The sequence below is a fragment of the candidate division TA06 bacterium B3_TA06 genome (genome assembly GCA_005223075.1).
Lineage (GTDB): Bacteria > Hydrothermota > Tepidihabitantia > B3-TA06 > B3-TA06 > B3-TA06.
This window is the reverse complement of the sequence record NJBO01000003.1, coordinates 12,352-24,088: the sequence shown is the minus strand read 5'-3', so window position 1 is coordinate 24,088 and position 11,737 is coordinate 12,352. Positions and strand designations below refer to the sequence as shown.

Here is an 11,737-nt window from a genome sequence, read left to right as displayed (position 1 = left end):
AAGGTTCGCACTACATTTAACGCCCCACGCGGTCGCTTTACTATCGCGCGGGGACCCCGATTTTAATGATCTTCGAAGAATCTCTGGACTTCTAAGAGGTTGAAAACGACCGGCGCAGGTGGCATCGAATCTAAGAATAATCTTCCATACGCTTTCTTCACAATCCTCGAGTCCAGCACCGCTATCACCCCGTAGTCGTCGTCGCGGCGGATCAATCTTCCGATGCCCTGCCTGAACCTCAAGACAGACAAAGGCAGCTGGTAGGTGGTAAAAGGCTCCTTTCCCTGTCTGCGATAGCCTTCAAGGATCGCCTCAGCCCGCGGATCGTCAGGAACCTCGAAGGGAAGGCGCGTGATCACGAGAAGTACCAGCGACTCGCCGGGGATATCCACACCCTCCCAGAACGAGGTGGTGGCGAATAAGACCGATGAGGTGTCGAAGCGGAACTCATCGAGAAGCACATTCCGGGTAGTCCGCCCTTGCACCAGCACGGTGTGCTTCTTGGAGACCTCTTCTTCCAGAGCCTCTACGGTTTTGTTTAGCGTTGCGTAGCTGGTGAATAGGACTAATGCTCTACCTTCGCTTACTTTGAGCAGTTCGCCGACCCTTTGCGGCATGCGCTCGGCCCACGCTTCATGCTTGGGCGATACCAGATCGTGCCCTACGTAGGTCAGGGCGTTCTGCTCGTAATCAAATGGCGAGCCAAGAAGCAATGTCCTGTCGTTGAATCCTATCCTCTGGCAGGTAAACTCGAACCGCTTGCCCACGGTCAGGGTAGCCGAGGTCAGGATGTTGGTCCAGGGCTGGTTCCACACCGAGTTGCGCATCATCTCAGAAACGTCAATCAAAGCCGAGTGGATCGAAACACGGTCGTTACGGTCGCTTGCCTCTATCCAGTATACCGAGTTCGCATCCGCCATGTCCAGAAAACTGACCACCGCGCCCTTAGCCACCGATATCCGATCACCCAAGGAAATCAGTTCAAAAGACAGATTCTCATCGTCGGTGTCCTTGGCCTTCTCGAAGCAGAACCCGGAAAGATCGTCAAGTGGCTGCTCAAGATCGTTGGGTACGCACTCCGGAACCCGGATGCGCTTCTTGTACTCGTAGGGTTTGAGCAGACCTGCTATGTTCATAAAGAAGTTGTCAGCCGCCAAGCGGGTCTCCTCGATGAGCGCCCGCAGTTTGGGTTTGAGTGCGGGGAAGCCGGGTAGCTTGGGGGCTATCCCCGAGCCGCGGCGGGGATTGTAGATACGGGAGCAAAGCAATGAAAGCCCGATCGAGGTCAAGCGTACCCCGAAGTAGGAGGCGGCTATCTGCTCAAGGCGTTGCGCCTCGTCGAATACAGTGGCACCGAACTCTGGCAGAAGCTTGCCCGCCGACTCAAGATGGGCAAAGAACAGGTGGTGGTTGATCACGATGATGTCGGCCTGCTCGGCTGCCCGGCGCTTGCGGTAGTAAGGGCACTCGACGTAGTAGGTGCAGTTGCGGCGAAGGCAGGCCTCGGAGCGACGGCTTATCTGTCCCTTGAGTCCGTGGGAGATGGGTTCTTGGTAGTCTTCGAAGACACCGCTTTCTTGACTGGCCCAGGTTGCAATCCGCTCAAGCTCTGAGGCCTGGTCCGGATCGTCAAAAAGACCGTACTGAGCGACCATCCCGGCCCTGCGGCGGCAGAAAAAATTCTCCTGACCATAGAGGACCTCGAACTTAAACGGTATATCGCTGTGATCTGCAAGGAAGGGCAGGTCTTTTGCGACAAGCTGGTTCTGCAGAACCTTGGTTCCGGTGGCGACGACCGCCTTGCGCCCTTCCTTGAGGGTCCAGTAGATCAAGGGCACAAGATAGGCAAAGCTTTTGCCGATGCCGGTGCCCGCCTCAACCATCAGGTTGGTTTCTGAGGTAAGCGCGTCCGCCACCGCTAATGCCATTTCCAGCTGTCCACCGCGCTTTTCATATCTGGGGAGGTTGGTGAGGATCGGGCCGCGTCCTGTGAACTCCGCCTCTATTCTCGCGTGCATCCCTGAATCAACCTCAGCCGGTTTTTTGTGGTGGCAAGAACTTCAAACCGGCGTCAATCTTTTGATGCATCGCCTAGAGGATAGGCGTTAACCAGATCGCGGTCGAAGTCGAAGACGCCCACAAAATCTTCCTTGCGGTCCTCGTCGGTCTTGGTAAACTCCCCGGCCTCGATAAGGTTAAACACTATCTCCCCGAAGTCTCGAGTAGAGCGAACCCCCCAGCTCTCGAATACCTGTTTTGCCAGTCGGCCGTATCGCTCCCAGCCCAGCGTCCTGATCCCTTCAAGAAGTTCTCTGGCCGTGAGGTGACGCCGTTTGTCTGGAGAGTCCACCCCCAGACGTTTCAGCTCATGGTGCAATGCCTCGATTACGAAGAGATAAGCCTCAAGCTTGTAACGACGATCGCGTCCCAGGATTTCGGCGAGTCTCGTGAGCCTTTGAAGCTGATTGTTCATGCTGGATGTACTTTGCCTTTGCCTTTCACTATCCTGCCGATGAGGATACCACGTGTCTTCTCGCGTACCCCCTCAGCGTCCTTCGACCTTACGAACAGCACCATCCCTATCCCCATGTTGAACACCCGGTAGGCCTCGGTATCGGTCACATTGCCGCGCTCCTGGATAAGTTTAAAGACAGCAGGAACCTTCCAGCTCTTGCGCTCGATCACGCAGTCGAGATCATCCGGCAGGATTCGGGAGATGTTGCCGCGGAACCCGCCGCCGGTGATGTGGGCGATGCCCTTAAGAAGCGGCTTCACCCCCTCAACCTCTTTCCGATAGGATTTGTGCACGGCCAGAAGCGCCTGGCCCACCGTCTTTTTGGTCCCCGGGACCAGAGCGTCCAGAGGGAAGGGGGCGTTGCCCTCAAGAAGCACCTTCCTTGCCAGGCTGTAGCCGTTGGTATGAAGACCGGTTGATCGCAGCCCTATGACCACATCACCAGGTTTGATGGAGCTACCGTCGATCAATTTACCTTCTTCGATAACCCCGACCACGGTAGCCGACAAGTCGAAGTCCCCAGGTTTGTGAACACCAGGAAGCTGGGCGGTCTCGCCGCCGATGAGGACCACCTTCTCCTTCTTACATGCCTTGGCAAATCCTTCTACGATCTGTGCGATGTAGTCTGCATCAAGCTTGGTGAACGCTAGATAGTCCAGTATGAAGAGAGGTGTAGCACCAGTGCACATGATGTCGTTGGACGAGTGATTGACCATATCCGCGCCAATTGTATTGTAGATGCCTGCCAGTCTCGCGACCTTGGCCTTGGTGCCGATGTTGTCGGTCGATGCCACAAGCACCGGCTTGCGATACCCCTTCAGGCGAAACCCTCCGCCGAAGTGCCCGAACTCGGTAACCACGTTCTCGGTGAACGTTCGCTTCACCGCTCTCGACATCCTCTTCTTGATCCTATCCAGCGTCGCGATATCCACGCCTGCCTTACGGTAATCCATACCAGAAGCATAAGGCGGTTGTGAGGGTTGTCAAGAAAATACATTCAAACCGCAGATTGCGCAGATTACGCTGATTAAATATTACGAGAGTAGAACTTCTGAGTTGTAAGATCAATTAAATCTGTGTAATCTGCGGATAAAAAGAGGGCACGGCGTGCCGTGCCCCTACGGATCTGCGTTCCGAAGGAGAACGACTGAAAGGAGTTCCAATCTGCGGATTTATGCTCCTTTTCTCCTTCACAGAAAAGTTCGCAATGGGAATTTAGGAATGTTTGCTTATTCGAGATAATAGTTCCCCCTCCCTGTGTGGACAGCGTGCCCCTTGGGGCGCCAATTTTACTGCGCCCCATAGGGTAGGGGGATAAAGGGGGAGGGGAAAAGAAGTAACACCTCCTCCGTCCGATCCATTGGATCGGCCACCTCCCCTATCAAGGAGGAGGAGACTCAATGCTCCCTTCGTCCTACGGACGACGCTTGCGATCCGAAAGGATAAAGATCGCTGTTTTGCGCAGGCTGGAGAGCCTGCACCACAAAGGTTGGTTGGGATTTATTTCGGCATCCACGCGCGGTCACGTGGCGAACGCTTGGGGTTGATTTGTGGCGGCAAGAGCTTTGCCGATAGCTTCATCGCCAGGTTCTCAAGTGGCTTGTGGATAAGGTAAACACCTACCAGGAGTCCTACAAACCCCGCAGCCAGAATTATCCAGTGGATGGTTGAGAAGTGGATTGACTGCTTGCCCAGCCAGCTACCCACGATGAGCGAGGGGATACGGCCCACAGCAACCATCAGAAGAAGCTTCCACAGCTTGATATCCGAAAGCGCGGACATGTAGTTTACCGTGTCGCCAAGTGGGTTGGGGACGATGTAGAGGAGGAACAGATATGCCCATCCTCGTGTCCTGACATATTTATCGAACCTATCCAGCTTCTCCTCGGAGATGAAGATGCGCATGAGCGAGCGGCCAAACGCCCTCATGATGGAGATGGAGATCGCGGCACCTATCACGCAGGAGATCCAGGAAAGCCCTACCCCGCCTCCCCAGCCGAACATAAGCCCTCCTGCGAAGTTCATGAGCGTGCCAGGGATCGGGGCAACGATGATCTGGAAGACGTAAAGGGCGACGAAGATCACCGGTGCCCAGATGCCGAACGAGGCAATGTAAGAACGGATCTCGGTGGGGTTTGAGAAAAGGTGGGAAATCTGGGGCCACTGCCAGACCACGAAAGCGACTAGTGCGGCAAGAACCATGGCACCTGAGGCAAGGATTATCACCTCACCCGGTCGGGTCTTCTTCATGCGGGGGTAAGTATAGGGGAGGTTAGGGAAAGGTCAACCTATAAGGTGTGGCTCAAAAGTATTGTTATAAATAGGTGGTCAACCATTCCTGAAGAGATCACTAAAGTGGTCACAAGTGCTTACGTAGTTCACTACACCTTCTCGAATTTCATCGAGAGAATTATTGATTCTCGTTTCGATACCCTCTTTAAGTGTTTTCCAGTCAAAATCTAAGTCTTCTCGTATGGATAGAGGAAGAACGCATTTGCCAATCAGAGTATTTTCTTCTATACTTACTAGCTTGAATCTTGAGATTGGAGCCATTTTCCATTCCTTTACACCATAGATAAATCCTAAGTTTTCTTCATTTAGATAGTTTTCGAGTAGTCTGTAGATCGGGGCTGGAAAGGCCTGCATTGTAAATCCTGTTTCATAGGGCGTTTGATTACCTAGACTTAATCTAGCTAGGATTCTTTGTTGTGTTTCATACTTGATTGTTGACCAATCGGTTGGTTCTAACCAACAGTATACTATGAGGACTTTATTGTTTTTGAGATATTCTTCACGGCTTTCGACTGGAATGCCCTCTGGAAGGGAAACATCCTCAAGAGCCAATTCTAATTTCATTGCCTTCCTCCTTTTTGGAAGAGCTTTTAATCATTACCTACTACCCCTCGTACCTATTCGTTATCGGCATTCTTCTGCCAAAACCGAATGCTCTTGGAGTGATTTTCAATACCGGTGCGGCCTGGCGACGTTTGTGCTCGGAATGGTCAATCCGGCTGATAATCGAGCGCACCAGTCCCTCATCGAATCCCTTAGCTATAATCTCCTTGGAGGATAGGTTCTCTTCAATATAAAGCTCAAGCACCCGATCCAGCAGCTCGTAGGGCGGCAGGTCGTCGGCATCCTTTTGATCAGGCGCAAGCTCTGCAGATGGGGCGCGCTCCAGGATACCGATGGGGATCTGGTCGGTCTGCTCACGCTCGTTGAGCCAGCGGGCAAGCGCATAGACTGTGGTTTTGGGCACGTCACCTATGGGAGCCAAACCGCCTGACATGTCGCCATATAAAGTTGCGTAACCCACGGCAAGCTCAGACTTGTTGCCGGTGGCCAGCACCAGATACCCGAACTTGTTGGAAAATGCCATCAGAAGGTTGCCCCTTATGCGCGCCTGGATGTTCTGCTCGGTGTTGTCGGGTTCCTGGCCCGCGAAGTGGTCCTTCAGGGTGGCAAGATAGGTCTCGAACAGGGGGTCTATGGATATGGGTTCGGTCTTGATGCCCAGGTTGTTGCATAGGAGTAAAGCATCCTTGAGACTCTGTTTTGAGGTGTAGCTGGAGGGCATGACCAGACCCAGAACGTTCTCCGGCCCCAATGCCTCGGATGCTAAGGCGGCGACTAGGGCCGAGTCGATACCCCCTGAGACGCCGAGAACAGCCTTTGAAAAGCTGTTCTTATGAGCGTAGTCGCCCAGGCCCAGGGTTAACGCGTGCCAGATTTCACCCACCTCCTCAATCTCAGGTTTAACTTCCTTATCCTCACCATTGTATACAAACAAATCCTCCTTAAATCCCTTGGCCAATCCTACAATCCTGCCACCTGCATCCACCACCAGGCTACGACCGTCGAAGATCAAATCGTCCTGGCCGCCGATCATGTTGACGTAGATAAGGGGCAGACCGGCTTCCTTTGCTCTGGTTGACAATAAGTCCAGCCTGGCTTGAAACTTGCGGGCGTAGAAGGGCGAGGCGGAGATGTTTACTAAGAGATCGGCACCTTTGTCCGATTTCGCCCAATTTATTTTACTCAGAATTCTATCGACCCAGATATCCTCGCAAATAGTAATCATCACATTGGTTCCGTTCCTTAGGGCGATTACAGGATTCTGGCGCCAGAATTGACTTTCAAAGTACCTTTTTTCGTCGAATACGTCATAATTAGGTAGGTATTTCTTATGAATGAAGCGTTCAACCTTGCCATCTCGAAGGACTGCCGCGGCATTGTAAAGTCTTCTTCCCTCACTTATTCGAGCCGAAAGGTCGTATAGGTTCTGGCCTCGCACCTCCTTACGAGGCGTAAAATCCACGCAGCCCACGATGACCGGAGTATCACCTGTGATCTTAGCGATCTCGGTAAGCCTCTGGCGCTGTTCTTCAAGGAAGCGGGTCTTGAGCAATAAATCTTTTGGCGGGTAGCCGGTAAGGACAAGCTCAGGGAAGACTATTAACTCAGCCTCTTGTCCCTCGGCATTTTTGATCCATTCGACTATCTTTGCCGCGTTGCCGCGTAGATCGCCCACCGTCGGGTTGATCTGGCACAGCGCTATCTTTGGGAACCTATCCACATGCGCAGTATAGGTAGGCAGACGCGGGTGTCAACCGTTATTTCCTTCCTGAAACGGCCGGAGGGTATCACCCTCCCCTTTATCCCCTCCCGTCAAGGGAGGGGTATTCTTTTATCCTACCAAGTACCAGTTACTCACCTCCCCCTTTACGGGGGAGGGTAGGGTGGGGGTGGATATTTTCCCCCTCCCCCCGACGTAAACGTCGATCCCCTCCACCAAGGAGGGGGAGTCACCCCCTCTTTAATTCTACCCGACGGGGGCACTTCGTCCCCGGTCAAGGAGGAGATACAATACGATAGTCAACCTTTGATTGGCTCAGTTCTGATCTTCCCCTCCCTCAACGGGACAGCGTGCCCTGTTAATCCCACCGTCTGGGGCAGTCGGGTAGGGGATAAGAGAGGAGGGTGATTACTTTACGAGGGAAGTTTTTCACACTCGGAGTATAGGAAGCAGTGACATGCATGTCAAGCACTGTCAACGGGTTCTTAGACTGTGGAACAGGCTCTCCAGCCTGTTCTGATGGAGAGAATAAACGCGCAGACTGGAGAGTCTGCGCCACATTTTAGTCTATCGAATCAGGATCACCTTCTGTTTAGACAACTCCCCGTCTGTGGGCATAATGAAGTAGACACCCGGTGAGTGCCCCTCACCCCACATCACGCTGCCAGAGTGCAGGGTTGAGTGCAACTCGTCAACCTTTTGACCCGACTCGTCGAAAACAGCGGCGTGGAAACCTTCCGGCCTATCCTTATACATCAGCATAATCTCGCGGCCGATGGGAGTAGCATCCCAGTCCGTAACACACCTATCCGCAACCGATTCCTCTTCTACTCCGACATAACCTAACGAGTCAGTTTTGAGTATATAGATATCACTTCCCCCTGCTCCGAATGATTCTGTTCCCCCTACCACAATGTAGCCTTCGTCACTTGTTTGTTCTACGAAATTGCCCCACTCGGAGGAGTCACCCCCATATATACGTTGCCAGACCCCCCAGCCATCCCAAAGATCTCTTTTGGCCAGGAAAAGATCCCCTTCTGAAGGACCATTTTCTCCCCATACTCCGGTGACAACACAACTAAAATCGTTAGTGAGTGCAACGTAATATCCTAAGTCGTAGTATTCCGACCCCCAAGATACATCCCATTCATAAAGTTCCAGGCTTCCAAATTCCGTTTTGGCTAAATAGATATCGGAAATATTATACTCCCCACCACTAGGATGAACCCAACATGTGACGAGATAGCCGTTTACAACATCATTCATATATACTGTGTGCAGACCTACCCATACTTCACCTTCAGATTGTACTTCGCCTGCCGTGTCGACTTTAACCAATTGATCACCCATATAAGAATATGCCGTAACGAGCATTATGTAGCCTTTTCCTTTTTGGTGAGTGGGGTGAACACAACGAAGTATGTCATCTTCTTCTCCCCCGTAGATCTTAGTCCATAAAGTATCTCCCTTGGCATCCGTCCTCAACATCCAAACATCTTCGTCCCATTCATTCGTTGCAAAGGATTCTGTCCTTCCGAAAAGCATATATCCGCCATCTTCAGTCTCGAATGCAGCAATACCATAATCCAACAAACTATCTTTTCCGTACGTGCGAGTCCACGAAGTGTCCCCATTTTCTTTTAGCTTTAACAACCAGAGATTGTCGTTTTTCCCGCCCGCTATGAGATATCCCCCGTCGCTGGTCAGGTAGATATTCTCGGCGCTACCGTTATAGAGTCTAGTCCAAACTGTATCACCGTTGGGGTCCAGCTTTAGTAGCCACATAGGGCCTCCTTGAAAAGAGTAGGTGTGCCCAAGGACTATGTAGCCACCATCAGGGGTCTGCCTGACGCATCTTCCTACGTCATTTTCTGCCCCTCCATACGTCCTCCACCAGCCAGCGACCAGTTGTGTGGGTATCACTGCAAGCGCCACACTCGCCAGGATAAGGATTAGGGAAAACCTCTTCATGATTTCCTCCTTTCATTACCCCGCACGAAAGCTTCGCTTTCGCGAGGGGACCCCAAAGGGCTGGTTTATGTTATAATATAGGCCAAACTTGAGGGGTTGTCAAGTAGTTCTATTGCTCCTTTTGCCCTGCGGGCAAAAGATCGCAGAAGCTATGGATTTTATCCTCGGGCTCCCCGCGCGGCTGCGAAGTAAACGCGTGGGGTGAAAAACACCTTCCCCATCAAGGGGGAGGAGACAGATGATAGTACGTCAGTCTAAAATTCCCCTCCCCCTTTATCCCCCTACCCTATGGGGTGCAGTAAAGTTAGCACCCCAAGGGGCACACTGTCCACAAAGGGAGGGGGAACTATTACCCCACGCCGTTACTACGTAACGCCGCGGGGACCCCTAGGACAGTTCTATACTGCGATCTTTTTACCGCTAGGTAAAAAGGAGCATATAATTACCTCCCCCTTGATGGGGGAGAATTAAAGAGGGGGTGTCATTGCGAGACTTCCCCCAGAAGTCGAAGCAATCTCAATCAAAGGAGCATTTCCTTCTCGCAACCCAATCCGAAGGTAATAGATTGCTTCGGTTGCTCCGAGCAACCTCGCAATGACAAAAAACCCAGAGAACTTCCCAAATCACTCTAATTTTGTCCAACTTCTGACCATCTTTTGTCCAGCTTTTGACTACCTTTTGACCAGCTTTTTTTTTACCCCACAAGATCGCTTCGCGCTCTTGCGGGGACCCCATAATCGTGACGAGTGCAATGTAAACCTGACGAGTTTGTAGCATGTTTATCTTTAATCGTGGCACGATTTTACCCCTTTATTTTCCAAATCGAGGAGCGCAAAAGTCCGCAAGGGTTGACAGAAGCCCATTTCTAGACTACACTTTTACATGAACGTCATAGCTGAGAACCGCCGGGCACGGCACGACTACTTCATAGAGGATACCTTAGAAGCAGGGGTTGTGCTCGTAGGCTCGGAGGTCAAGTCCCTGCGTGACCATCAGGCATCGATTAAGGAGGCATACTGCATAATCCAGGAAGGCGAAGCATACATCGTGGGAATGCACATCGCAGCGTACAGAAAGGCAACGTTCGACGTCCCCGAACCACTGCGCAAGCGCAAGCTTCTTCTGCATAGCCATGAGTTAAAGAAGCTCTACGGCAAGACCCAGCGCAGAGGCTACACGCTAATTCCCCTCAGGCTCTACTTCAGCGACCGCGGGATTGCCAAGCTTTTGATAGGCGTCTGCCGGGGCAAGCAGAGAATTGACAAGCGCGAGACGCTTAAGCGCCGCGCCATGGAGCGCGAAGTAAGGAGGATTGGGCTGTGAGACGCGTGCTTGTGCTCTCCCTGCTCGTCTTGTTTGTTCTTGAGGCGGGCACAGTCACCTTTGCGGGCAAGACAATGAATACCGTCACTTACGACGGCAGGGAGTCGGTTACCTTAGCCGAGTTTGCAGCTAAGACAGGTTCCAGGCATGCCTGGGTTGCGGCAAAGAAGAAGGGGGTGCTGGTTTATGCCGGTCACACGTACGTCTTTACCGCTTCAAACCGCACGGTGGTTATAGATAACCAGGCAGGCATCCATCTGCCTGAGCCTATCGGCTGGGACGGGGTAAACCTCTACATACCGGTTGAGATGCTTGATCGCATCTTCAGCATCTCCCCATCGCAGCTTAAGCCCTCGGAAGATATAAAGATAGAAAAGATAATCCTTTCCGGCTCTGATCCGACCACCATCCGGATTCTGGCCTCAGGCGGCATCGCCTGCGAGGTTATCGAGCGCTCCGCAACCTCGGTGACCCTCAAGGTCGGTGCCAGCTCCAATGTAAATGAGATAAGTCCTACAGGTCTGGTGAGTTCTGTAACCCTTAAGAACCAAAATAACAAAACGACTATCGATCTGAAATTCTCCAAGGAGGTCACGATTGCCTCCAAGGGTATCCCCAACGGGGTCCAGGTTACGTTTACGAGCAAGGCGGTGGTTACGCAACCTGTGGCAAAGCGCAAGCTGGTGATAGTGATAGACCCGGGACACGGAGGAAAGGACCCGGGGGCTATAGGCCGTAAGGGCACCAAGGAAAAGGTCTTGACCCTGGACACATCTCTGCGGTTAAAGAAGCTTCTCCAGGCTCAAGGGCACACCGTTTACATGACGCGCACCACAGATAAGTATGTTCCACTTGCCGACCGCACAAAGTTCGCCAACCAAAAAAAGGCTGATTTGTTCATAAGCATCCACTTCAACGCCAACAACTCCTCCTCACCTTCAGGGTTCGAGACCTACTTTTTGGGAATGCATCGGCTTGAGTATGCAAAGAATGTGGCCCTGCGCGAGAACGCATCGCTCAAGTACGACATCGGTGAGAAGGCCTACAATCCAGATGCGGTGCTCAACGACATCATCGCCGCCCTTCTTACCAACAGGTTTCAGAGGGAGTCCGAGGAGCTTGCCGGATACATACAGGACGCGTCAGCGGCCAAGACCGGCTTTGCGAATCGTGGTCTTAACCAGGCCGGCTTCTACGTGCTCAAGGGCTGCTCGATGCCTGCCGTGCTCGTCGAGGGCGGGTTTTTGACCAACGCGACAGAGGAGGCGAAGATTCGCCAGTCCTCCTATCGCCAGAGGATAGCCGAAGGCATTGCCAAAGGGGTGTCTGATTGCGTCAACCCGTAACCCGTA

At 52.5% G+C, this 11,737-nt stretch carries 10 protein-coding genes; 2 read left to right on the top strand and 8 right to left on the bottom strand.

Translation table 11 applies throughout. The annotated features are described in order from the left end of the window. Window positions 1–62: 62 nt before the first annotated feature. The 8 genes from CEE36_02810 to CEE36_02775 all read right to left on the bottom strand — a co-directional run bounded on the left by CEE36_02810 (window position 63) and on the right by CEE36_02775 (window position 9,839). Complete coding sequence (locus tag CEE36_02810; GenBank protein ID TKJ43630.1) at window positions 63–2,018, bottom strand: hypothetical protein; 1,956 nt, start codon at window positions 2,016–2,018, stop codon at window positions 63–65. A 53-nt stretch (window positions 2,019–2,071) separates the two neighbouring features. Then, a complete protein-coding gene (locus CEE36_02805; GenBank protein ID TKJ43629.1) occupies window positions 2,072–2,473 on the bottom strand; it encodes a hypothetical protein in 402 nt (133 codons plus the stop codon). Continuing rightward, on the bottom strand, window positions 2,470–3,468 hold the full coding sequence (locus CEE36_02800; GenBank protein ID TKJ43628.1) for a phosphoribosylformylglycinamidine cyclo-ligase: 999 nt from the start codon (window positions 3,466–3,468) through the stop codon (window positions 2,470–2,472). Before CEE36_02800 ends, CEE36_02805 begins: the two co-directional genes overlap by 4 nt. A 547-nt stretch (window positions 3,469–4,015) precedes the next feature. Further along, complete coding sequence (locus CEE36_02795) at window positions 4,016–4,765, bottom strand: hypothetical protein (GenBank protein TKJ43627.1); 750 nt, start codon at window positions 4,763–4,765, stop codon at window positions 4,016–4,018. A 78-nt stretch (window positions 4,766–4,843) separates the two neighbouring features. Then, window positions 4,844–5,371: a hypothetical protein gene (locus CEE36_02790; GenBank protein ID TKJ43626.1), complete on the bottom strand. Its 528-nt coding sequence runs from the start codon at window positions 5,369–5,371 to the stop codon at window positions 4,844–4,846. A 40-nt stretch (window positions 5,372–5,411) separates the two neighbouring features. After that, window positions 5,412–7,091, bottom strand: coding sequence for an NAD+ synthase (locus CEE36_02785; GenBank protein TKJ43625.1), 1,680 nt, complete (start codon window positions 7,089–7,091; stop codon window positions 5,412–5,414). A 567-nt stretch (window positions 7,092–7,658) separates the two neighbouring features. After that, the gene (locus CEE36_02780) at window positions 7,659–9,062 is read right to left on the bottom strand and encodes a hypothetical protein (GenBank protein TKJ43624.1); all 1,404 of its coding nucleotides are present in this window, start codon (window positions 9,060–9,062) and stop codon (window positions 7,659–7,661) included. Between the two features lie 516 nt (window positions 9,063–9,578). Further along, window positions 9,579–9,839: a hypothetical protein gene (locus CEE36_02775; protein ID TKJ43623.1), complete on the bottom strand. Its 261-nt coding sequence runs from the start codon at window positions 9,837–9,839 to the stop codon at window positions 9,579–9,581. Between the two features lie 105 nt (window positions 9,840–9,944). Between CEE36_02775 and CEE36_02770 the strand changes: the two genes are divergently transcribed. Together CEE36_02770 and CEE36_02765 are read left to right on the top strand one after the other, a co-directional pair. Then, on the top strand, window positions 9,945–10,385 hold the full coding sequence (locus tag CEE36_02770; GenBank protein TKJ43622.1) for an SsrA-binding protein: 441 nt from the start codon (window positions 9,945–9,947) through the stop codon (window positions 10,383–10,385). Then, complete coding sequence (locus CEE36_02765) at window positions 10,382–11,731, top strand: hypothetical protein (protein ID TKJ43621.1); 1,350 nt, start codon at window positions 10,382–10,384, stop codon at window positions 11,729–11,731. Before CEE36_02770 ends, CEE36_02765 begins: the two co-directional genes overlap by 4 nt. Window positions 11,732–11,737 lie beyond the last annotated feature (6 nt).

What these genes read in the sequence shown, in the direction of transcription:
- CEE36_02775 (TKJ43623.1), bottom strand. Translation starts at nt 9,839, where the DNA reads ATGCTACAAACTCGTCAGGTTTACATTGCACTCGTCACGATTATGGGG.
- CEE36_02770 (TKJ43622.1), top strand. Translation starts at nt 9,945, where the DNA reads ATGAACGTCATAGCTGAGAACCGCCGGGCACGGCACGACTACTTCATA.
- CEE36_02795 (TKJ43627.1), bottom strand. Translation starts at nt 4,765, where the DNA reads ATGAAGAAGACCCGACCGGGTGAGGTGATAATCCTTGCCTCAGGTGCC.
- CEE36_02810 (TKJ43630.1), bottom strand. Translation starts at nt 2,018, where the DNA reads ATGCACGCGAGAATAGAGGCGGAGTTCACAGGACGCGGCCCGATCCTC.
- CEE36_02800 (TKJ43628.1), bottom strand. Translation starts at nt 3,468, where the DNA reads ATGGATTACCGTAAGGCAGGCGTGGATATCGCGACGCTGGATAGGATC.
- CEE36_02780 (TKJ43624.1), bottom strand. Translation starts at nt 9,062, where the DNA reads ATGAAGAGGTTTTCCCTAATCCTTATCCTGGCGAGTGTGGCGCTTGCA.
- CEE36_02790 (TKJ43626.1), bottom strand. Translation starts at nt 5,371, where the DNA reads ATGAAATTAGAATTGGCTCTTGAGGATGTTTCCCTTCCAGAGGGCATT.
- CEE36_02805 (TKJ43629.1), bottom strand. Translation starts at nt 2,473, where the DNA reads ATGAACAATCAGCTTCAAAGGCTCACGAGACTCGCCGAAATCCTGGGA.